This window comes from Alteromonas sp. K632G, assembly GCF_017653625.1.
Lineage (GTDB): Bacteria > Pseudomonadota > Gammaproteobacteria > Enterobacterales > Alteromonadaceae > Alteromonas > Alteromonas naphthalenivorans.
In genome coordinates, this window is sequence record NZ_JAGGDM010000015.1 from 16,217 (window position 1) to 38,844 (window position 22,628).

Annotated in this window: 17 protein-coding genes and 5 tRNA genes; 14 read left to right on the forward strand and 8 right to left on the reverse strand. The window is 44.0% G+C overall.

Annotated elements, in window-relative coordinates; genetic code table 11:
- The first annotated feature begins 20 nt into the window (after positions 1-20).
- Positions 21-1,277, forward strand: coding sequence for an outer membrane protein assembly factor BamB (gene bamB, locus J5X92_RS14685; RefSeq protein WP_083820133.1), 1,257 nt, complete (start codon positions 21-23; stop codon positions 1,275-1,277).
- Positions 1,278-1,440: 163 nt separating this feature from the next.
- Positions 1,441-2,886: a ribosome biogenesis GTPase Der gene (der, locus tag J5X92_RS14690; RefSeq protein ID WP_126873146.1), complete on the forward strand. Its 1,446-nt coding sequence runs from the start codon at positions 1,441-1,443 to the stop codon at positions 2,884-2,886.
- Positions 2,887-3,037: 151 nt separating this feature from the next.
- Here der and J5X92_RS14695 read toward each other — a convergent pair whose 3' ends face one another.
- On the reverse strand, positions 3,038-4,240 hold the full coding sequence (locus tag J5X92_RS14695) for a hypothetical protein (protein ID WP_208806018.1): 1,203 nt from the start codon (positions 4,238-4,240) through the stop codon (positions 3,038-3,040).
- A 10-nt stretch (positions 4,241-4,250) separates the two neighbouring features.
- On the reverse strand, positions 4,251-5,606 hold the full coding sequence (gene xseA, locus J5X92_RS14700) for an exodeoxyribonuclease VII large subunit (RefSeq protein ID WP_013783292.1): 1,356 nt from the start codon (positions 5,604-5,606) through the stop codon (positions 4,251-4,253).
- Between the two features lie 100 nt (positions 5,607-5,706).
- On the opposite strand from xseA, the gene guaB reads away from it, so the two are divergent.
- The 4 genes from guaB (at position 5,707) to J5X92_RS14720 (ending at position 11,644) form a co-directional block, all read left to right on the forward strand.
- Entirely contained in the window at positions 5,707-7,176 is a 1,470-nt protein-coding gene (gene guaB / locus J5X92_RS14705) for an IMP dehydrogenase (protein ID WP_013783293.1), read from the forward strand.
- A gap of 95 nt (positions 7,177-7,271) precedes the next feature.
- A complete protein-coding gene (guaA, locus tag J5X92_RS14710) occupies positions 7,272-8,849 on the forward strand; it encodes a glutamine-hydrolyzing GMP synthase (RefSeq protein WP_013783294.1) in 1,578 nt (525 codons plus the stop codon).
- A 166-nt stretch (positions 8,850-9,015) separates the two neighbouring features.
- Entirely contained in the window at positions 9,016-10,638 is a 1,623-nt protein-coding gene (locus J5X92_RS14715) for a methyl-accepting chemotaxis protein (protein ID WP_013783295.1), read from the forward strand.
- Positions 10,639-10,747: 109 nt separating this feature from the next.
- On the forward strand, positions 10,748-11,644 hold the full coding sequence (locus J5X92_RS14720; protein WP_013783296.1) for a histone deacetylase: 897 nt from the start codon (positions 10,748-10,750) through the stop codon (positions 11,642-11,644).
- Between the two features lie 40 nt (positions 11,645-11,684).
- Here J5X92_RS14720 and J5X92_RS14725 read toward each other — a convergent pair whose 3' ends face one another.
- The 6 genes from J5X92_RS14725 to folD form a co-directional block, all read right to left on the reverse strand.
- On the reverse strand, positions 11,685-12,629 hold the full coding sequence (locus J5X92_RS14725; RefSeq protein WP_126873148.1) for a phospholipase A: 945 nt from the start codon (positions 12,627-12,629) through the stop codon (positions 11,685-11,687).
- Between the two features lie 50 nt (positions 12,630-12,679).
- Positions 12,680-13,525: an MBL fold metallo-hydrolase gene (locus J5X92_RS14730; protein WP_013783298.1), complete on the reverse strand. Its 846-nt coding sequence runs from the start codon at positions 13,523-13,525 to the stop codon at positions 12,680-12,682.
- A 101-nt stretch (positions 13,526-13,626) separates the two neighbouring features.
- Positions 13,627-15,291 (reverse strand): proline--tRNA ligase, encoded by a 1,665-nt coding sequence (locus J5X92_RS14735; RefSeq protein ID WP_208806019.1) that lies wholly within the window; start codon positions 15,289-15,291, stop codon positions 13,627-13,629.
- A gap of 85 nt (positions 15,292-15,376) precedes the next feature.
- Positions 15,377-16,099 (reverse strand): tRNA (N6-threonylcarbamoyladenosine(37)-N6)-methyltransferase TrmO, encoded by a 723-nt coding sequence (gene tsaA / locus J5X92_RS14740; protein WP_013783300.1) that lies wholly within the window; start codon positions 16,097-16,099, stop codon positions 15,377-15,379.
- 157 nt (positions 16,100-16,256) lie between these two features.
- Complete coding sequence (locus J5X92_RS14745; RefSeq protein ID WP_013783301.1) at positions 16,257-16,820, reverse strand: DUF1415 domain-containing protein; 564 nt, start codon at positions 16,818-16,820, stop codon at positions 16,257-16,259.
- Positions 16,821-16,829: 9 nt separating this feature from the next.
- Positions 16,830-17,684, reverse strand: coding sequence for a bifunctional methylenetetrahydrofolate dehydrogenase/methenyltetrahydrofolate cyclohydrolase FolD (gene folD / locus J5X92_RS14750; RefSeq protein ID WP_013783302.1), 855 nt, complete (start codon positions 17,682-17,684; stop codon positions 16,830-16,832).
- Between the two features lie 386 nt (positions 17,685-18,070).
- On the opposite strand from folD, the gene J5X92_RS14755 reads away from it, so the two are divergent.
- The 8 genes from J5X92_RS14755 to clpX all read left to right on the forward strand — a co-directional run bounded on the left by J5X92_RS14755 (position 18,071) and on the right by clpX (position 22,368).
- Positions 18,071-18,147, forward strand: a tRNA-Pro gene (locus tag J5X92_RS14755).
- 25 nt (positions 18,148-18,172) lie between these two features.
- Positions 18,173-18,249, forward strand: a tRNA-Arg gene (locus J5X92_RS14760).
- A 97-nt stretch (positions 18,250-18,346) separates the two neighbouring features.
- Positions 18,347-18,422 (forward strand) — tRNA-His (locus tag J5X92_RS14765).
- A 7-nt stretch (positions 18,423-18,429) separates the two neighbouring features.
- A tRNA-Leu gene (locus J5X92_RS14770) sits at positions 18,430-18,514 on the forward strand.
- Between the two features lie 78 nt (positions 18,515-18,592).
- Positions 18,593-18,669, forward strand: a tRNA-Pro gene (locus J5X92_RS14775).
- A 310-nt stretch (positions 18,670-18,979) separates the two neighbouring features.
- Positions 18,980-20,284 (forward strand): trigger factor, encoded by a 1,305-nt coding sequence (tig, locus tag J5X92_RS14780; RefSeq protein ID WP_013783303.1) that lies wholly within the window; start codon positions 18,980-18,982, stop codon positions 20,282-20,284.
- A 98-nt stretch (positions 20,285-20,382) separates the two neighbouring features.
- A complete protein-coding gene (clpP, locus tag J5X92_RS14785; RefSeq protein WP_013783304.1) occupies positions 20,383-21,012 on the forward strand; it encodes an ATP-dependent Clp endopeptidase proteolytic subunit ClpP in 630 nt (209 codons plus the stop codon).
- A 78-nt stretch (positions 21,013-21,090) separates the two neighbouring features.
- Positions 21,091-22,368, forward strand: a complete 1,278-nt coding sequence (clpX, locus tag J5X92_RS14790; protein WP_013783305.1) for an ATP-dependent protease ATP-binding subunit ClpX — start codon at positions 21,091-21,093, stop codon at positions 22,366-22,368.
- Positions 22,369-22,628: the final 260 nt, after the last annotated feature.

The following is a 22,628-nucleotide window of genomic DNA, read 5'->3' on the forward strand; positions in this document are numbered from 1 at the left end:
AAAATAAAGAGGTAAGCAATTTGTTTCACAATACGTGTGGCCGTAAGGGCCGATTTGCTCGGGCGATGGGCATGGCATTGGCCATTTCTGTAACGCTTTCTGGTTGTTCTACCGTCTCTGATTGGTTTGCAGATGAAGAAGAGCTCGAAATTCGCCGTTTGAAACCAATCGATGCGAAGTTTACGCCTTCAGTAAAATGGGACAGAGACATCGGCGACGGTGTTGATCATTACTTCTCTCGCCTTCGCCCAGTGTATGCTTACGAAAACCTTTATGCCGCTGACCGCCATGGCAGTGTTGTGGCTATGAACCCAGAGAACGGTGATGTTTTATGGGAACGTGACTTCGCTGTATTCGAAGGTGATGGCTGGTGGGACTCTATTGCACGCCTTTGGCGTAGTGGAGCAAGTGCGCGTATTGGTGGCATTTCCGTTGCCGACAGATTGTTATTTGTAGGCACAGAAAACGGCGTTGTAATGGCACTAGATTACGAAACCGGCGAAACCAAATGGGAAGCGTCTGTTCCTGGTGAAGTGTTAGCGGCGCCTTCTGCTGACGAAGGTATTTTAGTTGTTAATACTGGCGCGGGTACCTTGTTTGGCTTTGATACTCGAACTGGTGAGCAGTTATGGCGACATGAAGGCGATACACCGCCATTAACCCTTCGTGGTATTTCTGGCCCTGTAGCGGCAAACGGCGGCGCCTTGATAGGAACCCCTACGGGTAAGTTGCAAGTTAACTTACTTGAGTCAGGTATTCTTGCTTGGGAAACCGTTATTGCCACGCCAACGGGCGCGACAGAGTTAGAGCGTATTGTTGACCTTGATACCACCCCCGTGCTTTTTGGTGGCACCATTTATACGGTTTCTTACAATGGTACGCTGGCAGCAGTAGAGCTGCGCAGTGGTCGTATTATCTGGAAGCGTGAGTACGGTTCGTATCGCAACCTAAGTATTGAAGGAAACAGTATTTTTGTTGTAGATAACAACTCTAATATTTATGCCCTAGACAGACGAAACGGTGTAGAGCTTTGGTCACAAGGTAGCCTGAAGTCTCGTTCTGTTACTGCGGCAACGCCAGTGGGTGAGCATATTGTTGTTGGTGACAACTGGGGTTTCGTTCATTGGATTGAACAAGAAACTGGCCAAATAGTGGCTCGCGTTGATGTAGGTGGCGATGATGAAGACGATGCTATATACGACGCACCATTAAACGTTGACGGTGTGGTAGTAACCATGACCCGTAACGGCGTAGTGGCAGCCATTTCTACGTTATAGCCTGTTCAACAACATAATTTGTTGGATAGTTGGCCTAATATCTTCTGTTAGGCTGACGCATCATACCTAAACAGGTATAATGCCCAATCACACTCTGACCGCAAGTAAGCTATGCTTACTTGCGGTTTGTGTTTTTTAGCTTTTTTCCTTTAGGATTTGATACATGTTGCCCGTTGTTGCTTTGGTAGGCCGCCCTAATGTGGGTAAGTCCACCTTGTTTAATCGTTTAACTAATACACGAGATGCGCTGGTCGCTGATTACCCAGGGCTTACCCGTGACCGCAAGTACGGTCAGGCTAAGTTTGAGCAGCGTCAATTCATCGTGGTGGATACCGGCGGTATCACGGGTGACGAAGAAGGTATTGATGCTGAAATGGCGCAGCAGTCACTTTTAGCCATTGAAGAAGCCGACGTAGTCTTATTACTTGTTGATGCCAGAGCAGGCCTACTGCCTGCAGATCAAGGGATCGCTGACCATATTCGTCGCCTCAACAAAAAAGTGTTAGTTGTTGCAAATAAAGTCGACGGCATTGATGGCGATAGCGAAAGCGCTGACTTTTACGCGCTGGGCTTAGGTACGGTTAAGCAAATCGCCGCGGCTCATGGACGTGGTGTAAGCCAGTTACTTCAAGATGCTCTAGTGCCACTTGAAGCGTCTTTTCCTGACATGCGTATTGTTGAAGAAGTTCAAGAAGAAGAGATTGATGCTGAAGAACAGCTTAAGCGTCTTCAAGAACAGCCTATCAAGCTGGCCATTGTTGGAAAGCCTAACGTAGGTAAGTCTACGTTAACGAATCGTATTTTAGGTGAAGAACGAGTTGTTGTTTTTGACCTTCCAGGTACTACCCGCGATAGCGTTTTCATTCCAATGGAACGTGACGACCGTGAATATATTCTTATCGATACCGCTGGGGTTCGCAAACGCAGAAAAGTGAATGAGGCGGTTGAAAAATTCTCTATCGTTAAAACGTTGCAAGCGATTGATGAAGCGAACGTTGTGCTGATGATTATTGATGCCCGAGAGGGCATTACCGACCAAGACTTAAGTTTACTCGGCTTTGTGTTAAATTCAGGTCGCTCACTGGTTATTGCCGTGAATAAGTGGGATGGGTTGAGTACAGATATTAAAAACGATATCAAAAGGGAACTCGATCGCCGTCTTGGTTTTATCGACTTTGCACGTTTGCACTTTATTTCTGCAATGCACGGCACCGGTGTAGGTAACTTATTCGAATCTGTACAAGAAGCTTACCTAAGCGCCACTAAGCGTATTAATACTTCTATGCTTACCCAAATTATGGAAATGGCTCAAGATGACCATCAGCCGCCGCTAGTTCGCGGTCGTCGGGTTAAAATGAAATATGCACATGCTGGTGGTTATAACCCGCCGGTCATTGTTATTCACGGTAACCAAGTTGACGATTTACCTACGTCGTACAAGCGCTTCTTGATGAACTACTTCCGTAAAGCGCTTCAGGTGATGGGCACGCCTATACGCATCGAATTTAGGGAAGGGGCTAACCCGTTTGAAGGCAAAAAGAACAAGCTCACGCTTACTCAAGAACGAAAACGAAAGCGTTTACTGTCTTATCATAGTAAGAAAAAGTAACTGTTAATCGGAACAAGCTTGGTAACTAAGCGTTTTGGGCAATGGCGATATGCAGGTTTGAAACGTTATTATTCCAAACATACAGAAAGGTCGGCGCTATTAATAGCGCCGACCTTTTTGGTTTTATGTGGTGTGTGCTTCACGCGTTTATTTACTTGAGCATGGCGCGAACTTGCTGCATAAGCACAGATTCTTCTGGCACAGTGATATGTGCAATGAGTTCGTGGGCTAAGTTGTCAGAGAAGTCACTAGGGAAAGTGGTGGCCACTTTCACTATCTTATCGTTGCATGTAAATACATAGGTTGTCGCGAAAATAGGGTCGTCTACTGGCGAGTCAGCTTTAAGCGCTAGTCGCCATCCACTAGCAAAGCCCTTCACATTAAAAGGCGACATTGGTTGGGGTTGAGACAAGGTTAAATTACGCGCGGTGGCAACGTGGTCAGCTTTGTTCCAATCTTCGTCTAATTGTTGGTGAAGCAAAGCGTCGGTGCGGGCTGAGTTTTCAGTACTAGCAGTGCTGGCCGAGTTCGCTTTATTACGTGACGCATTCGTGTCGAGTTTCGCCAATATGGGATAAACCGTTACATCAACTAACGCATCTTCAAAAGAAGGGTGGGTATATCTTGTAATTGAGCCTTTGAAGGGGTCGGGGTACAGCTGAGTATCAAGTCTGGTGAAATCACCTAAAGACTCAGGTACGCTTAAATGGTTGCCGTAATCGCTCGCGTTTAGCGCATGATATAAAAACCTTGGGGTGAACAGCCCGTTTTCGGTAGCATGTTTATACCACGATAGTAGCGGCTCTATGGCTTTCTTTGTTGCCGTTTCATTGCTATTTACTTGACTGCTAATAACCAAAGAATCAATCTCTATTCCTCGCCATTGCAATGTTAATTCAGTGAAGTGTTTCTCTTTATCGAGTTCTTGATCTAGCTCTTCACCTAGTTCTTCACGTAGCGTTTCACTTATCGTGGAAGTTTCATCTTGCTTAGCCACGTTAGCAATAAGTAGTTCGTAGTCTGAGTCGTTGCCAAAAGGCTTAATCTCAGTGAACCAAGATTTTGCTATCAGTGTAGAGATAAATGCTTCTGGGGTAATGGTATCTTCAATACACGCCTGATTAGGCTCTGTATCGCCACAGGCATCCAAAAGGGTTTCACTGGGGTAAGTAGAAAACACCGCCAGAGAAATTGCGATTGCAGGAACTTCAGGCGCAGGTGCCGATAAAGATGACGGTTCAGGCAACACCGGTAGCTCAGATAATACTGCTTGTTGTTGACCATGAACTGCTGGTGCGCATAAAGAGGCTAGCGCAAGTAGCAACCAGCCCGAACGCGAAAAAATAGGAAACAAAGGCCAACCTTTATTGATGACGACGAATTTCCACTATTTTACTGGTTATTTCTCCATCAGTCACTCGAGACATAAGTATATCGTTTTCTTTAACGGTATCTACAGAGGTAACTGCCTTTCCGCTCGACATCGTAATACTGTAGCCTCGCGACAATGTAGAAAGCGGACTAACAGACTGCAATAAACCCACTTTTGCAGCAAAAGCTTGTTGTTTACTATTTACTAACTGCTTCATGTTGTTACATAGCGCTTTATGGGTTTGTATCATGCGCGCTTTAGCTTGATTCACACGCACCGTGGGGTTTTGTCGCGCTAAGCGATTATCGACAGACTCAAACCGTTTATTTTCGATAGCGAGTTTATTGTTAATAGCATGGCTTAAACGCAATTGTAGTCTGTCGAGGGCTTGCCACTGATTTTGTATTTTGCTTTGCGGATGCACTGACTGCAAACGTTGGTGCTGAAGTTTATGTTGCTGAGCTAAATGACTAAGTTTTTGAAGCATGGCACGGGTTAAGCGCTGCTTATACTGAACTAAGCTCTCGCTGAGCGCGTTCGTGTCTTGGCTCAATATTTCCGCGGCTGCCGAAGGGGTAGGGGCGCGTAAATCGGCAACAAAATCAGCAATAGTAAAATCAACTTCATGCCCAACGGCGCTGATTAACGGTAATTGCGACTCGGCAATTTCTCTAGCAAGGTTTTCATTGTTAAAACACCATAAATCTTCTAACGAGCCACCACCACGGGTTAGCAAAAGTGCATCTACTTCATTTCGTTGATTCGCAGTGCGAAGGGCGTTAATAAGCTGATTAGGCGCGGTTTCACCTTGCACCATGGAAGGATAAACAATGACCTCCGTTTGCGGGCTACGGCGTTTCAATACACTAAGTACGTCATGCAGTGCCGCGCCTGTTGATGAGGTTATAACACCAATTCGATTAATAACCTCAGGCATGGGGCGCTTGCGGTCAATACTGAACAAACCTTCAGCGTTAAGTTTTGCTTTTAACGCTTCATAGGCTTGCTGCAGGGCACCTTCGCCGTCGCTCTCCATATGCTCTATTACAAGCTGGTAGTCGCCACGGGCTTCGTAAATACCTACAGATGCCCTTACGAGCACTTTATCGCCTTCTTTAGGGCGCTGTTTCACACCACGATTCGTATTTTTAAACATGGCAGCGCGCACTTGTGCCTTGTTATCTTTTAGTGTGAAGTACCAATGACCGGAAGCGGCACTCACAAAATTAGATATTTCAGCGGATAACCATATGAGTCCTACCTCGCTTTCAAGCACGGTACGAGCGAGCCGATTTAGCTTAGTAACTGTTAAAATTTGTCGCGATGTAGAGGGTGAAGATGTAAACATAAGAAAAAATCGTCTGGTTTAATAAAATAGAGTTTACCTGAAATCTAAAAAACACTACAATTGCGCCGCAATTAACCCTCAACTGAATAGGTGTTGTTGCATGCTACGAATCATCCAAGAAGCCCTGACGTTCGACGATGTGTTGCTGGTTCCCGGCCACTCGACAGTTCTTCCTCATACTGCCAAACTTCAAACTCGTCTAACTCGTGGTGTCACGTTAAATATCCCTATGGTATCTGCGGCGATGGACACCGTCTCTGAAGCACGCCTAGCGATTGCACTTGCTCAAGAGGGCGGCATCGGCTTTATTCACAAAAACATGGAACCTGCGCAACAGGCAAAGCATGTTCGTGAAGTGAAAAAGTACGAAAGTGGTGTGGTTTCTGACCCCGTTACGGTTGCTAAAGATGCCACTATCGGCGAAGTTATTACCCTTTCTAAGCGTCTAGGTTACTCTGGTTTTCCGGTAACCGATCATCAAAATAATTTAATTGGTATCGTGACTGGTCGAGATTTACGTTTCGAAAAGCGCCTAGAACTACCAATCAGTAATGTGATGACGGGTAAAGACGACCTTGTTACTGTTAAAGAAGGTGCAAGTTCAGACCAAGTACTCGATCTTATGCATGAACACCGCATTGAAAAAATTCTTGTGGTTGATGATGCGTTCAAGCTTACTGGTCTTATTACAGTTAAAGATTTCCAAAAAGCAGAAAATAAACCGAATGCCTGTAAAGATTCATTGGGTCGATTACGTGTTGGTGCAGCAGTTAGCGTTGGGCCAGGTACTGATGAGCGTATTCAACTTTTAGTTGAAGCCGGTGTAGATGTTTTACTTATCGATACCTCTCATGGTCATTCACAAGGTGTTATTGACCGCGTTAAGAAAGTGCGCAGTGATTATCCTGATGTCCAAATTATTGCCGGTAACGTAGCAACAGGTGATGGTGCAAAAGCACTGGCCGATGCAGGCGTTGATGCAGTTAAAGTTGGTATAGGCCCAGGTTCAATTTGTACTACTCGTATAGTGACCGGTTGTGGTGTACCACAAATTACTGCGGTATCTGATGCGGTAGATGCACTTGCAGGTACAGACATTCCGGTTATTGCCGATGGCGGTATTCGATTCTCTGGTGATATCGCGAAAGCGCTTGCTGCTGGCGCAAGCTGCGTAATGGTAGGTAGCATGTTAGCGGGAACAGAAGAAGCGCCAGGTGAAGTTGAACTTTACCAAGGTCGTTACTTTAAATCGTATCGCGGTATGGGATCGCTTGGTGCAATGAACCAAAACCACGGTTCATCTGACCGTTATTTTCAAGAATCAAATAATGCAGAAAAGCTTGTACCTGAAGGTATTGAAGGTCGCGTAGCCTATAAAGGGCCTATTGCGAATATCATCCATCAGCAAATGGGCGGGCTACGCTCAGCCATGGGGCTTACCGGCTGTGGCAGTATTGACGAGCTTCGCACAAAAGCGCAGTTTGTTCGTGTTACCTCTGCAGGTATGGGCGAGTCACACGTCCATGATGTTAGCATTACTAAAGAAGCGCCGAACTACCGTTTAGGCTAGATTCGCGACGAGTTATTATCATATATAGCGCATTAAGAGGCGGGTAGTTTTCCGCCTTACTGCCGCCTTCGTTCTATTATAAAACGGGTAAAAACATGACCACAAATATCCACGACCAACGCATTCTTATTTTAGATTTTGGTTCACAGTATACGCAGCTTATCGCACGTCGTGTACGTGAAATAGGCGTTTATTGTGAGCTTTGGGCTTGGGACGTGACCGAAGAACAAATTCGAGAATTTAACCCCGATGGTATCATTTTATCTGGCGGTCCTGAGTCAGTGCCTGAGGAAAACTCTCCACGCGCCCCGGAATATGTATTCGAAGCTGGTGTGCCTGTTTTTGGTATTTGTTACGGCATGCAAACCATGGCAGCGCAACTGGGTGGTGGTGTTTTAGGCTCAGACAAGCGAGAGTTTGGTTATGCGCAAGTAGAAATTATTAAACCAACGTCTTTACTTAGCCATATTGAAGACAGTATTGGCGAGAATGGTAATGCATTGCTCGACGTGTGGATGAGTCATGGTGACAAGGTATCTGCGGTTCCTGAGGGATTTGAAACCATCGCGCAAACAGCATCCTGCCCCCATGCTGCTATGTATAACGAAGAAAAGCAATTTTATGGCGTTCAGTTTCACCCTGAAGTTACTCATACTAAACAGGGCATGCGTTTACTAAGTCATTTTGTTTTAGATGTGTGTAAGTGCGAAAAACTATGGACTGCTGATGCCATTATCGAAGATGCCATTACGCGTATCCAGAAGAAGGTAGGCGACGATCGCGTTATTCTGGGTTTATCGGGTGGTGTCGATTCATCGGTTACTGCCATGCTGCTTCATCGTGCTATCGGTGAGAACCTTACCTGTGTGTTTGTAGACAATGGTTTGCTTCGCTTAAACGAAGCTGACCAAGTGATGGAAATGTTTGGTGACCATTTTGGTCTCAATATTATCCGTGTTGACGCAGAAGAGCGCTTCTTAGGACGCTTAAAGGATATTGAAGATCCAGAGCTTAAGCGTAAAGCCATTGGTAATGAATTTGTCCGAGTATTCGACGAAGAAGCTGGAAAGCTGGCCAATGCGAAATGGCTAGCGCAGGGCACTATCTATCCTGATGTTATTGAATCAGCCGGTTCAGCAACAGGTAAAGCCCACGTGATTAAGTCTCACCATAATGTTGGTGGCTTGCCAGAAGATATGGCGCTAGGTTTGGTTGAGCCATTACGTGAATTGTTTAAAGATGAAGTACGCAAAATCGGTCTTGAACTCGGTTTACCGTACGACATGCTTTATCGCCACCCATTCCCAGGGCCTGGTTTAGGTGTACGTGTGCTTGGTGAAGTGAAAAAAGAGTATTGTGATTTACTACGCCGCGCAGACGCTATTTTCATTGAAGAATTATATAACGCCGATTTATATCAGAAAGTGAGCCAAGCTTTTACCGTGTTTTTGCCTGTACGCTCTGTGGGCGTTATGGGTGATGCCCGTAAATACGATTGGGTTGTATCACTACGCGCGGTAGAAACTATCGACTTTATGACGGCACATTGGGCGCACTTACCATACGACTTCTTAGGTAAAGTATCGAATCGTATTATTAATGAAATTGATGGTATTTCCCGCGTCGTTTACGACATATCAGGTAAACCCCCAGCTACGATTGAGTGGGAATAAAAAAAGGCCGCAAGGCCTTTTTTTTTGACTATATTTCTTTCGTATAAATACGCATTTAAAGGTGTGTAAAGTTATACGTTACCTGTAATGTTTTTGTCATTTATATATCATTTAATGGCGGCGCTTCACGATTTTCGAATTTTTATTAGACTAAAGGTTAACCGCCGTGTTCAATTATACCAGTATCAGTCGATTAGTAATTACCCCTGTGCTTGCGAGCTTATGTTTATTGGTATTTTTAAACGCCGCATCTATTTATAAATCTTTTTCGCTGTTGAGCAGTTTCGAATCACTAGAGCATACACTTGTTCAGGCAGAACGAGACGTAAACGCAACGTTAAATACCTTCAAAACCCAGGTTCAGGAGTGGAAAAATACACTGCTGCGAGGGCATGACGACGACGACCGCGAAAAGTACTGGTCTCGCTTCCAAAAGCGGGAAGCTGAGATAAAGCAGCAATTCAGCCAAATGCTGTCGAACCCTGTAGTGAGTGATAAAGCCAAAGCGGATATTCGAAAGTTCCAAACGGCGCACGCCTATATGGCTGAAAAGTATCGAGAAGGCTATGCGGCTTTTATAGCATCGGGTTTAGATCCGAAAGTAGGGGATAGCTACGTTCGCGGTATTGACCGAGAACCTGCGAAGTTACTAGAAAGTATTGCCGATGAAATAGCACATCAATCTGAGCTAGCCATTACTGATTTGAAAAACGGTACGCGAAGGATGTTATGGCTGATTTTGCTTGCTGCTATCGCGCTGTCACTGCTATCTGTTACCTATGTAATTAGTCGTCTTCGCACGCAGGTAATTAACCCTACCCGTGAAGTGGCTGCATGCATTTCTAATCTAGCTACTAGTCAGTACGATTACTCGCTGACGTATTCAAGTGGGCACGAGCTTGGCATTTTGGCTGACTCTGCCAGAGCATTACAAAGCAAGTTAAAAGCCTCGGTTACCCAGTTGCATCAAACTGAATCAGAAATGGAGCGCGCTTTTGTTGCCCTTGGCGACGTGGGGCAGTCAATTATGGATGGTGCGGTAGAGCAGCGCGATGCTTCACTCTCTTTAGATGCCACCACAGATAAATTAAAAGGTATAGTGCAGAACTTGGTCGCCATTACCGACCAAGTGGCTGTGGCTACCAAAAATTCAGAGGATAACGTAGCAAGTTGTTATTCAACTTTTGAGCGGGCGAATGCAGGGTTCAAACAACTAGCAAAAACGGTAACAGAGTCGAGTGACATTGTCAGCGACCTTCAAAGCCGCAGTAAGAATATTCTTAAAGTGGTTAACGTTATCAATGAGATTGCCGATCAAACCAACTTATTGGCTTTGAATGCTGCAATTGAAGCTGCTAGGGCAGGAGAACATGGTAGAGGTTTTGCCGTGGTGGCAGATGAAGTGCGGGCGTTAGCAGCTAAAACACAGCAATCAACGAAAGAAATAAACGATATTCTTAGTAGCTTTGAAGCAGAAGCCCGTGGAGCCGTTCTGGCCATGGAAGAAGGTAAACAGCTTTCAGACAGCAATGCGACTGAAGCTGGTACTGCATTGCAAACCTTAAATAACGTGGTTGAGGATATTAAAGAAACGGCGAGTGTAGTGGTTGCCCTTAATGAAGCCGCAGACGAACAAGAAGCAGTGTTGTCGCAGGTGGAAAGTATTATTGCGAACGTGGTGGCATCGTCCGACCGCTATCATAAATTGGCACAACGTGATGACATGGCACAGTCGATGAAAAGCATGTCAGACAATGTGGAAAAAGTGGTGAACAGTTTAACCCGCTAACACATGATATTGCGTATAATGAAACGGAGTTAGTTTAAGTGCATGCTCCTTTTTCATAAACTCACTGGGGTTTTCGCCGCAAATAAAATAAGGTAGTGACTGAGACGTTATGATCCCATTGGTATTCCATCCTATTTATAGCCAACTTAGCCTACCTGAACGCCATCGTTTCCCCATTGATAAATACCAGGGCATTCGAAACGCGTTATCGTCTCACGGTGTTGCTGATAGTGTATTTCACACTCCTTCACCGTTAGCGATAACGGAATTAGAGTGTCACTTCGACAAAGACTATGTTCAGCAGTTAACAAGCGGCACGTTAGATAAAAAAGCTATGCGTCGTATTGGCTTTCCTTGGTCCGATCAACTCATCGAACGCACGCTTACGGCAGTAGCTGGCACCTGTTTAACTGCTGAATTGGCCATAAAACATGGAAAGGCGTTAAATTTAACCGGAGGCTACCATCATGCTTTTTCAGATTTTGGATCGGGTTTTTGCTTATTTAACGATTTATTTCTTGCGGCGAAAGCCATGCAAAAATTTAGCGGTATAGACAATGTATTAATTATCGACTTTGATGTCCATCAGGGTGACGGTACCGCTAAGCTTACTCAATACGATAATAGTATTTTCACCGTGTCAGTTCATGGTGAGAAAAACTTCCCTTATCGAAAGCAGCATTCAAACATCGATATAGGCATGGCGAAGGGCTGTGAAGATGACGAATACTTAAATGCGGTGCAAGAAACGCTCGCCATGGTTGCTATGCAATTTCAAGCAGATGCCATTATCTATGACGCTGGTGTAGATATTCACATCAATGATGACTTGGGCTTATTAAACATCACGACTGAAGGCGTTAGCGCCCGAGACGATATGGCTTTTGCGTTCGCTGAACGTATGGGCATACCCATTGCGGCGGTTATTGGGGGCGGGTATCAGCGTGACATAGATGCGTTAGTAGAAGTTCATCTTCAACTTTATAAAGCAGCTGGCGTCATTTAAACAAGAGGCCTATCAAGTAGGGCCTCTTATTAAAAACTGCTTATAGGAAAAGTAGCTGAAAGCCTAGTCCTACTCGTTCTTGAGAGCGGTTGTAATCAATGAGCGAGTCGCCGTAGCCGTTAAAATATTGAAACAATAATTCATAACGGTCGGTAAGCGGATAGGTTAAATCAAGCTGAATGCTACCTCGGTTATTCCCTAAGTTAAGGTTATTTCGAAGCAATGCCATTACTTTAAAATTGCCAAGCTTGCGCCCATAACCAAATTCCACACGACCATAATAGTTTTCGATATCTGGGTTGTCATCACCTGTAGGATCAAGTGGGTCTTCTTTTTCATCTTCAGGAATACGATACCAAGTTTTTAGGTAATAAATATCGTCTTGGTCACTAAACACAACAGAGGCGAAAATACGGTTCCAACTTCTAGAACTAAGGCCACTCTGTCCGTTAGACATATGGTTAAACCCTAATTGAAAGGTATTAAATTTATACCCTAAAACAGAGTAGTCTGCCGTTTCTTGCCAAAATATCTCTGGTTCGTAATTGGTTTCTCTAAAGGGTTTTGACACTTCGCTATTATATAACTGCCAAAATGAGGTGAGGGTAAAACCGAGGTAAATGCCATCAAATCCAGTGTCTTCCAAATAGAGAGGCAGCTTTACACTAACCTGGAACTTGGCTTCTTTTTTATCAACATTTTCTTCTGTGAGCTCTTCATTTCCGTTCGAATTTGGATTGGTAATGTAACTCATAGGAAGTAAATAGTTTTGTCTATGCTGGGTAATAGCAAAAACGTTATCAATTGCTTCCTTATCACCTTCCATACGATTATCGAGCGCACTTTCTGTTGTGGTATCTCGTTTAATGATATCAATAACTTCAATATCACTCTCTTGTTCATCTTGCGCGCTTTCTTGGGCAAGCGCATTTATGCTGCACAGACTGACTGCAGCCAATATTAAAAATGGCTTAAACACTGACACTGGTGGTGTTCTCCGTTAGGTAAGTCGTTGTTGTTTTTTGCTAATTTATTTTAATGAGTGAAATCCAGTAACTGGCCTTCCGCTGATGCAAATATTTCTAGGTTCGATTCTGCAATAGTGATGTAATCCATGCAGTGTTCAACCAGCTTATCAATATCCTCATCTGTACGATCTGGATCATGGCTGTATAGCGCTAATTTTTTTGAATTGCTCGCCATGGCAAGTTTTACGGCTTCTTCAGCAACCGAATGGCCCCACCCAGTTTTAGCCGGCATATCGGACATCATATATTGTGCATCATGAATAATAACGTCTGCGTTTCTAGCAAAATCGACAAACGTTAAAAAGTCGGTTTCTTTATTATACGGCGGGTAGAGTTCGTTGTCAGTAATGTAGGCGATTTTTATGCCTTTTTCTTCAATACTATAGGCGCTACCCTTACCAGGGTGATTAATAGGGATTCGGCGAATGGTAGCAGTACCAATCTCCCAAATATCTTGCTCTGGCGGGATAATGGTTAGATGGAGTTTTGACTGTAACGCACTGACAGGGACAGGAAACGTTGAGCCGTCCATTTGCCTTAAAATCTGATCGTGTTCGGGCAATGTCGTTTGCCCTGGGTAAATATAGATATCTCGGTCTTTTTGAAAGATAGGGCTGAAGAATGGAAAACCTTGTATGTGATCCCAGTGATTGTGGCTGAGCAACAAGTGAATAGGCGTATCTTTGCTGCGAAGTTTGTTCCCCAACAGCCTGATACCCGTTCCCGAATCAAGCACAATATCGGTGCCATCGGCTAATTCAATGTGAACGCATGCGGTATTACCACCATAGCGTGCATAGGCTTCTCCAGGAGTAGGAATAGAGCCTCTCACGCCGTAAAATGTTAACCGCATATGTTCACCGTTTTTTATTCTTGTAGCTAACCGCTATTGCATAGCTGTATACAAGGTCAAATGCAAAATTACTAATATTTATCTTTCAATAATAGACAAAGTTAGAGACTAACAACAAAGTCTTTAGCCGAATCTAAATCTAATAATTGCTTTACACCTGTACGGCGGTTTTTGTATTCAATTTGTTGATTGTCGAGGTTTCTCTCACCGATAACAATGCTATGAGGTATACCAATTAATTCCATGTCATTGAACATAACACCTGGGCGTTCTTTACGATCGTCAAATAATACGTCTATACCTAACGCAATCAGTTGTTCGTACAGTGCCTCAGCCGCTTCTTTGATACGGTGAGATTTATGCATATTCATTGGAATTAATGCAATTTTAAATGGCGCGATAGGATCAGGCCACATGATGCCGTATTTATCATGGTTTTGTTCAATAGCCGCCGCAACAATACGTGAAACACCAATTCCATAACACCCCATGGTAAGCGTTTGATGTTTACCCGTTTCGCTTAGTACACCACAATTCATCGCTTCTGAGTATTTGCTACCTAATTGGAAAATATGGCCCACTTCAATGCCGCGCTTTATTTCTATAGTACCATTGCCGTCTGGTGAAGCATCACCAGCCACAATGTTACGTAAATCTGCCGTTTGTATGTCCACAGTCCAATTTGCATCTTTCGTGATTTGGCCATTTTCGCCTGCACCACAAACAAAATCAGCAAGTGCTGCGGCACTAAAATCGACATGCATTGGCAGCGTAATATCATTAGGGTTAACGAAAGCAGGATGAGCGCCTAAGATTTCAGTGGCTTTTTCTTCACTTGCTATAACAAGCGGACTAGCTACGCCAGTGACTTTTTCCGCTTTAACATCGTTAAGCTCATGTTCTGCGCGCAATACTAATACAACCCACTGTTCAGTTGTGCTCTCTTCTTCCGTTTCGCCTTTAACAACATAAATGCTAAGTGCGCTATCTGAAGCTTTACCACTTACGACTTCTGCTGCTGCGCCTGAAGCTTGTTGTTTTTCTGGCATTGCAGTAGCCGCCATTTCAACGTTTGCGGCGTAGTCGCTGTCGCTTGCAAAGGCAATGGCATCTTCACCAGACTCGGCAAGGACGTGGAATTCATGGGAATGGTTTCCACCAATTGAGCCTGAATCTGCAATAACCGCACGGTAGTCTAAGCCCATGCGATTGAAGATATTTCCATAGGCTTCATACATTGTTTGGTAAGTTTTATCTAAACACGTATCGTCTAAGTGGAAGCTGTAAGCATCTTTCATGGTGAACTCACGACCACGCATAATGCCAAAGCGAGGACGTACTTCATCACGGAATTTAGTTTGAATTTGATAAAGATTAATTGGCAGTTGTTTGTAACTACTGATTTCGTTTCTAACTAACGATGTGATTACTTCTTCATGTGTAGGACCTAGCACAAAGTCTCGCTGGTGGCGGTCTTTAATGCGCAGTAACTCTGGGCCATATTCTTCCCAACGGCCAGACTCTTCCCACAAGTCAGCAGGTTGGACTACTGGCATTAACACTTCTACACCGCCTGCTTTGTTCATTTCTTCACGAACGATGTTTGCCACTTTATTCAGTACGCGAAGCCCAGTTGGCAACCACGTATAAAGGCCTGAAGCCAGTTTTCTTATCATACCAGCACGTAACATTAACTGGTGGCTGATAACCTCAGCATCGGCCGGAGTTTCTTTCTGCGTGGCAAGTAAATATTGACTAGTGCGCATTCGAAGCGGTCTTCCTATAACTATGAAAAATACAATTGAGCGTATTCTAATTAACTGTGAGCAATAGTGCTACAACCACGTGCGACTAAAGCGTGTTAATCCCAATGACTTCAACCACACTATTTTTTACTGTGAAGGCAAAGTCATAATTATACAGTGCAGTATGGTAGGTCTTTTCATCACTTAATAGTTTATGACGATAAGCGGGGCGGGGGTCTTGAGCCAGCACGGCTGTTAGTAGTGTGGGTAGATCCGGGTGCTGCGATGCGGCTTCGTTCAACATGTTTTGCACGAGAGGGTTAATGGTTACCTCTAAGTTGGGTATGGGGGCTGCGTGATTCAGTTCTGCCATGCTATCCGATGCATGGGGGAGCGCATCGGCGTAGGGTAAATAAGGCTTAATATCGATAATTGGGGTGCCATCTAACAAATCTACTCCTTCGACGTGCAAGGTAAGCTTTCCATCTACAATGTCAGAACCTAAATTTTTCACTGCCGACATGCCTATACCATTCGGGCGATGCGTACTTCTTGAGGCAAACACCCCAAGCGTTGCATTTCCGCCTAAACGAGGGGCTTTCACCGAGGGTTTCCAACCTTTATCTAAATTCTCATGGAAGAGAAAGAGTAGCCATACATGGCTAAATACCTCTAAACCTTTAAACACTCGAGGATCATCAAAGTCAGGCGCTAATACTACTTGCCCTTTCGCCTTGGCTAAATTGGGCTGTCGGGGAATAGCAAACTTTTGTTTAAACGGCGTTTGTATATGACCGATAGCGGAAAGGGGAAACTGACTAGGGGTCATTACCTTAAAATCCTACTTGCATAACGCACTGTCATAAAATTCTCACATAGTTTACGTAGAGTACGAATTCAAGTTTAAAACCTTGAACCAATTACGGACATTTGGGGCTGCCGTATTTGGCATCCCTGGACCCAATTAAACCTTTTGGCCTGTACATTTACAGGCCGTTTTTATTTTTAGCGCTTCGCATTTCCTTCAATACTTTTTCAAAATAAGGGCAACCTAGTTCATTGGCTTTGGCAATATTGTGAGTGTAAATTTTCTCTGCATCATCTTCGTTTTTCATATAGCGGGCAATATCTCGCTCGCGAATTAAATGAAGTAGAGGGAAGGGAGAGCGGTTGGTATAATTCGCGACGCTGTCTTTAGCTTCGCCATCGAATTGATAGTCAGGATGAAAACTGGCGAGTTGATACACGCCAGTGTACCCCCAATCAGATAGCATACGGTCACATATCGCTAATACATCCAGGTAATCATCGAAGGAAGCTGTAGATGATGAAGGCGCGATGATAAGGGTAGTAGCAATATTATCTTGTTCGTCTAAGCGTTTACACTCATCGAAAAGCGAGGTAATAACATCGCCTGCATCCCCGTTAACCACGACGCAGTGAATTTGGCCCGGTTGACGTACGAAACCGGCAAAGGGGCAAAAGTTGTGGTTGATGACAATGTCATCAACCCAACGCATAGTGGCTTCTATAAACTGTGTATCGTTCACAAATTCAACTTAGGAATGGTATTTGACGTAAGCTTCTAGGGTATTTTCTATTAAGCTGGCCACTGTCATTGGGCCCACGCCGCCAGGAACGGGGGTAATCCACCCCGCACGTTGTTTAGCAGGCTCAAAATCCACGTCGCCAACGAGCGAACCGTCACTCACACGGTTAATGCCTACATCGATAACGATAGCGCCGGGCTTAATCCAGTCACCAGGAATAAAGTTTGGCTTGCCTACCGCGACCACAAGAAGGTCTGCACGACTTACATGGGCTTTTAAATCTTGTGTAAATTTATGACAAGTAGTGACCGTACAACCTGCAAGCAATAGTTCTAAGCTCATAGGGCGACCCACAATATTAGAAGCACCCACAATGACCGCATCTAAACCTTTAACGGGGCGCTTAGTGGCCTCAATCATGGTCATGATACCTTTTGGAGTGCATGGGCGAAGTGCGGGGATACGTTGTGCCAATCTACCTATATTATAAGGGTGAAAACCATCAACATCTTTATGTGGGTGAATGCGCTCTAATACTTTTTCAGCATTTAAACCGGCAGGTAGAGGCAGCTGCACTAAAATCCCGTCTATTTCTTTGTCGTCATTTAATTGATCGACAAGTGCTAACAGTTCGTTTTCTGTAGTGTCAGCGGGTAAATCAAAAGAACGAGATACAAATCCAACTTCATCACATGCTTTACGTTTGTTAGAAACATAAACTTGAGAGGCGGCATCGCTACCGACTAATACCACGGCCAAACCAGGTTGACGTTTCTTGGCGTCAATAAGTGAATCTACATAAGAAGCAACATGCTGGCGTACTTGTTTGGCAATTAATTTGCCGTCAATTAAATGAGCTGTCATAGAAGTGATTATAATGTGTGGTCATTAAGTGCTAATTATTGTTTCATAAAACTGCTACTGGCGACCAGTAGAAACATACAATTACTGTAAATCGAGAAAATTTTTAAAGATTTGCGCTTATAAAAAGTAAATTTCGATAAAGAGTGAAGTTGTTTACGATGAACGAGTACGCCGCCTACCTTCAAGTTCGCACTAAATTATCTGTTTTTAGGTTTCGGTTAGTTTGAAAAATGCCCAAAGTGCTCAAAAAAGCACATTTATGCGTGCTTTGTGAGCGGTTGAATATTTTATTTAAAAAAGTGTTTGACGAGGTGGGGTCTTGTCAGTAATATTCGCACCCCGTAACGGCACAGACGCAAATTGCTTCAAACGTATCGTTACGCAGTCGGTGAGTGGCGCAGCTTGGTAGCGCACTTGTTTTGGGTACAAGGGGTCGTAGGTTCAAATCCTATCTCACCGACCATTTTTTGCAAGCGAAGATTCGCCGAGCGTCCGTAGCTCAGCTGGATAGAGCAACGGCCTTCTAAGCCGTGGGTCGCAGGTTCGAATCCTGCCGGACGCGCCATGCGAGTCAGGTAGGACCTGATTCGGATTGGTCGAATCTTTAAAGATAAACATGTACTATCAATTCAACATGTTTATTTATTGCAAGCACCTCAGTGGTGGGCGTAGCTCAGTTGGTAGAGCCCCGGATTGTGATTCCGGTTGTCGTGGGTTCGAGCCCCATCGTCCACCCCACTTTTTCGCGGGAGTGGTGGAATTGGTAGACACGCTGGATTTAGGTTCCAGTGCTTCACGGCGTGAGAGTTCAAGTCTCTCCTTCCGCACCATGTTTTAGGCTTTTTTCACAAAAGCTGTTTAAAGCGCTGTTGTAAGTGCTTTTTAAGTGTTTTGTTAAGTATTATTGTCGGTGAGTGGCGCAGCTTGGTAGCGCACTTGTTTTGGGTACAAGGGGTCGTAGGTTCAAATCCTATCTCACCGACCATTTACTCTATCCTCGTTATATTTTCCTTATTAATTTCCTTATTTCTATCCGTTTGCACACTTATCATTCAAAAGCGTGTTACAAACTTGTGTTTCCCTCTCGACTCTCGTTCTCTGCGACTGTATACTACGGCGTCTTTTTTTAACTCGTATGTTTGTAACAAATACGCGATTAACACAGTATTGTGTGGTGTTTTGTTAGTGCAAACGTCGGAAACGACCTCTACCCCCGTGTGATATGTCACATAGACATGACGGGAGAGGGGATTGAGAACAAAGCGCTTAAATAGGCGTAAAGTTGAGGTAATATAATGCAAGTTTCAGTCGAGACGACCCAGGGTTTAGAACGCCGTCTTACTATCACCGTTCCAGCTGACGCTATTGATTCAGCTGTTAAATCTCGCCTACAGCAGTTGGCGAAAACGCAACGTATTAACGGTTTCCGCCCAGGCAAGGTACCAGTAAGCGTAATCAAAAAGCGTTTCGGCCAAGCAGTGCGTCAAGAAATTGCTGGTGATGTAATGCAGCAAAACTTCTACCAGGCTATCGTTCAAGAAAAAATTCAACCAGCTGGTATGCCAAATTTCGAACTGACTAAAGATGAAGATGGTCAGGATTTGGAATTTGTTGCTTCTTTTGAAGTATATCCAGAAGTAGAAGTTAAAGGCATCAACGATATTGAAATCGAAAAGCCAGTAGTAGAGATTACTGACGAAGATCTTGATAACATGATGGTAACGCTACAGAAGCAACACGCTTCTTGGAAAGAAGTTAAACGTAAAGCGAAGAAAGACGATAAAGTTGTTATCGATTTCGTTGGTTCTATCGACGGTGAAGAATTTGAAGGCGGAAAAGCTGAAGATTTCGAACTTGAACTAGGTCAAGATCGCATGATCCCAGGTTTCGAAAAGCCACTTGTAGGCGCGAAAGCGGGCGAAGAAGTAACAGTAGAAGTTGCTTTCCCTGAAGATTACCACGCAGAAAACCTTAAAGGTAAAGACGCGGTATTCCAAGTAACAGTGAAAAAAGTAGAAGGCCAGTCACTTCCTAAAGTTGACGAAGAGTTTGCTACCTTGTTCGGTGTTCAGGAAGGTGGTGTTGACGCGCTTAAAGCTGAAGTTCGTAAGAACATGCAACGCGAGCTAGATCAAACACTTAAAACTCAGGTTAAAGAAGACGTTATTGCTAAATTGGTTGACGCTAATGAGCTTGATATTCCTCAAGCACTTATCGACCAAGAGGTTAACGCTTTACGTGAACAAGCTAAGCAGCGTTTCAGCCAACAGGGCGGTGGTCAAAACCTTCCTGAGTTGCCTGCTGAATTATTTACTGATAATGCCAAGCGTCGTGTTTCAATTGGCCTATTATTAGGTGAAGTAATTAAGCAAAACGAACTTAAAGCTGACGAAGCAAAAGTAAACGAGATGATCGAAACTGCTGCTTCTGCGTATGAAGACCCTCAAGAAGTTGTAGAATACTACAACAACAACCAAGAGCTTATGCAGCAAATGCAAAATGTTGCATTAGAAGAGCAGGCGGTTGAGTGGGTACTTGAGCAAGCTAAAGTTACCGAAGTAACTAAAGCTTTTGACGAGGTTATGAACAAACAGGCGTAATTTTTTACTGTCTGATTGACTTCACCTGTCAGCAACTGCTTAAATGCTCGGAGCCTTCCGAGCATTTTTGTTTTTAACGCTAGATAATCAAGGTAGCTATGACTAATACCCCATTTGATCCAATGAATGCACTTGTTCCTATGGTAGTTGAACAGACTTCCAAAGGTGAACGTTCGTACGACATCTATTCTCGTCTACTAAAAGAAAATGTTATTTTCTTAGTAGGGCAGGTAGAAGACCACATGGCCAACCTGATTGTGGCTCAAATGCTATTTTTGGAAGCTGAAAATCCAGAAAAAGACATTTTCCTTTATATCAATTCCCCTGGTGGTTCTGTAACTGCGGGTATGGCAATTTACGACACCATGAATTTCATCAAGCCAGACGTAAGCACGGTATGTGTGGGTCAAGCGGCTAGCATGGGTGCGTTCTTGCTATCTGGTGGTGCTAAAGGTAAGCGTTACTGTTTACCGAATTCTCGCGTGATGATTCACCAACCTTTAGGTGGATTCCAAGGTCAAGCATCAGATTTTGAAATTCATGCGAAGGAAATCCTGTCTATTAAAGAGAAGTTGAACCGCTTGATGGCCCAACATACTGGACAAGATTATGAAAAAGTTGCCCACGATACCGATCGTGACAACTTCCTTAGTGCAACCGAAGCCAAAGAGTATGGTCTTATCGACCAAGTTATGACAAATCGATCTGACGCGGCTGCAACTAAGTAGTATAGTTATATATAGTAGACCTGAACTAGTGCTTGGCACGATTTGGTTTTCGGTTCAGGCAAGGCAGAGGCAATAGTAATGAGTGATAAACAAAGCGGTGACGGTGATAACAAGTTACTGTACTGCTCGTTTTGTGGCAAAAGCCAACACGAAGTAAGAAAGTTAATAGCAGGCCCGTCGGTATTTATTTGCGACGAGTGTGTTGAGTTATGTAACGATATCATTCGCGAAGAAATCAAGGAGATCGCGCCTAAGCAAAAGCAGGATGCTTTACCAAAGCCAAGTGAAATACATGCGCACCTAGATGACTACGTTATCGGTCAAGAGCACGCCAAAAAAGTATTGTCTGTAGCGGTATATAACCACTACAAACGTTTACGTAATGGTGATGTGCACGATGGTGTGGAGCTTGGTAAGAGTAATATCCTACTTATCGGCCCAACAGGTAGTGGTAAAACATTACTGGCGGAAACGCTTGCACGTTTGCTTGACGTTCCTTTCACAATGGCAGACGCGACCACATTAACCGAAGCTGGTTATGTGGGTGAAGATGTTGAAAATATCATTCAAAAGCTTCTGCAAAAATGTGATTACGATGTAGAAAAAGCCCAACGCGGCATTGTTTACATTGATGAAATTGATAAAATTTCGCGTAAATCAGATAACCCATCTATTACTCGTGATGTATCGGGTGAAGGTGTGCAGCAAGCATTGCTTAAGCTTATTGAAGGGACTGTTGCTTCGGTTCCTCCACAAGGCGGTCGTAAGCATCCACAGCAAGAATTTTTGCAGGTAGATACCTCTAAGATTCTGTTTATCTGTGGTGGCGCGTTCGCAGGCCTTGATAAGGTTATTGAACAACGTGCGCAAAAAGGTACGGGTATTGGATTCGGTGCGGCTGTTAAGTCTAAATCTGAAAACACCGCGCAAATTAGCGAGTTGTTCAAACAAGTAGAACCACAAGATTTGGTTAAATACGGGTTAATTCCTGAATTTATCGGTCGTTTACCAGTGGTCACTAGTCTTGAAGAATTGAATGAAGAAGCCTTAATTCAAATTCTTAAAGAGCCTAAGAATGCGATTACGAAGCAGTATTCAGCTTTATTTGATATGGAAGATGTGGAACTTGAGTTCCGTGACGACGCACTGCATGCTATCGCTAAAAAGGCGATGGAACGTAAAACGGGTGCTCGTGGTCTTCGTTCAATTGTTGAAGCAGTTCTGCTTGATACCATGTACGAATTACCGTCTGCGGTAGACGTAAGCAAAGTAGTTATTGATGAAACCGTTATTCGCGGCGAGTCTAAGCCTATCTTGATTTACGATAATACAGATAAAAAAGCAGCCTCTGAGTAGGTAGCTTTGCTTACTAGAAAAGGTCCTTCGGGGCCTTTTTTGTTTTCTAAAAGCCTATAAATATTTTCTGCGTTAGGGTTTGTTAACCTCGAGCTTATTTTCACCCTTAACCCGCCCTCAACCTCAACATTCAAGATCATTCACATCAACGGCATAAAAATAATACTCAAATGTTACGCTTTCCTGTATGGCTAAAATTAGCGTTTTTCCGCCTCTCAAATAACAACTTGTTGGTTATTTGAGCAAACAAACCCGTTTAA

What these genes read in the sequence shown, in the direction of transcription:
- der (WP_126873146.1), top strand. Translation starts at nt 1,441, where the DNA reads ATGTTGCCCGTTGTTGCTTTGGTAGGCCGCCCTAATGTGGGTAAGTCC.
- xseA (WP_013783292.1), bottom strand. Translation starts at nt 5,606, where the DNA reads ATGTTTACATCTTCACCCTCTACATCGCGACAAATTTTAACAGTTACT.
- guaB (WP_013783293.1), top strand. Translation starts at nt 5,707, where the DNA reads ATGCTACGAATCATCCAAGAAGCCCTGACGTTCGACGATGTGTTGCTG.
- guaA (WP_013783294.1), top strand. Translation starts at nt 7,272, where the DNA reads ATGACCACAAATATCCACGACCAACGCATTCTTATTTTAGATTTTGGT.
- J5X92_RS14720 (WP_013783296.1), top strand. Translation starts at nt 10,748, where the DNA reads ATGATCCCATTGGTATTCCATCCTATTTATAGCCAACTTAGCCTACCT.
- J5X92_RS14730 (WP_013783298.1), bottom strand. Translation starts at nt 13,525, where the DNA reads ATGCGGTTAACATTTTACGGCGTGAGAGGCTCTATTCCTACTCCTGGA.
- J5X92_RS14735 (WP_208806019.1), bottom strand. Translation starts at nt 15,291, where the DNA reads ATGCGCACTAGTCAATATTTACTTGCCACGCAGAAAGAAACTCCGGCC.
- tsaA (WP_013783300.1), bottom strand. Translation starts at nt 16,099, where the DNA reads ATGACCCCTAGTCAGTTTCCCCTTTCCGCTATCGGTCATATACAAACG.
- folD (WP_013783302.1), bottom strand. Translation starts at nt 17,684, where the DNA reads ATGACAGCTCATTTAATTGACGGCAAATTAATTGCCAAACAAGTACGC.
- tig (WP_013783303.1), top strand. Translation starts at nt 18,980, where the DNA reads ATGCAAGTTTCAGTCGAGACGACCCAGGGTTTAGAACGCCGTCTTACT.
- clpP (WP_013783304.1), top strand. Translation starts at nt 20,383, where the DNA reads ATGACTAATACCCCATTTGATCCAATGAATGCACTTGTTCCTATGGTA.
- clpX (WP_013783305.1), top strand. Translation starts at nt 21,091, where the DNA reads ATGAGTGATAAACAAAGCGGTGACGGTGATAACAAGTTACTGTACTGC.